The sequence below is a fragment of the Mesorhizobium sp. M2A.F.Ca.ET.067.02.1.1 genome (assembly GCF_004023285.1).
Taxonomy (GTDB): Bacteria; Pseudomonadota; Alphaproteobacteria; order Rhizobiales; family Rhizobiaceae; genus Mesorhizobium.
Map to the genome: position 1 here is coordinate 1 of NZ_RZSB01001431.1, position 451 is coordinate 451.

1 protein-coding gene and 1 pseudogene are annotated in these 451 nt (G+C 63.2%); both read left to right on the top strand.

Going from position 1 to position 451, the window contains the following annotated elements:
• Window positions 1–261, top strand: a pseudogene (locus EOA28_RS38195) (hypothetical protein); the annotation flags it as partial.
• A gap of 32 nt (window positions 262–293) precedes the next feature.
• Window positions 294–451 (top strand): NAD(P)H-dependent oxidoreductase (locus EOA28_RS38200; protein ID WP_148671236.1); only part of this gene is annotated, 158 nt, incomplete at its 3' end.

Consider the following 451-nt stretch of genomic DNA (forward strand, 5'->3'; position numbering starts at 1 on the left):
GGCAGGATTGACGCGGAAGAATGGAAATCGCACCGGGCCGCCTGCCGCGTGCGCCGTTTTTGCACTGGCGAGGACGACTTGATCGGCCGCCTCCGCCGCAAGCCGGGCGGGCAATGGTATTTCGACTATGCCGAAGGCGATCGCGATGACGAGACCGGTTTTCATCTTGGCGACGAACGCTTCGTGACAGGCGAATATGTTTCGATCGAACGCAACGGAGCCATGCACCCCTACAAGGTGGCAAGGGTCGAGCGCCCGTAACACCGCCACGCCAGGCTTCCCAGGTGCAGACCATGTCGCGTCGCATCCTCATTGTGGTCGGTCATCCCGACCCATCCCCCGACCGGCTCTGTCGCTCTCTTGCGCAGGCCTACGCCGAGGGGGCGGAGCAGGCACAGCACAGCGTCCGCCGGATCGATATCGCGGCAATTGATTTTCCAGTGCTGCGGAC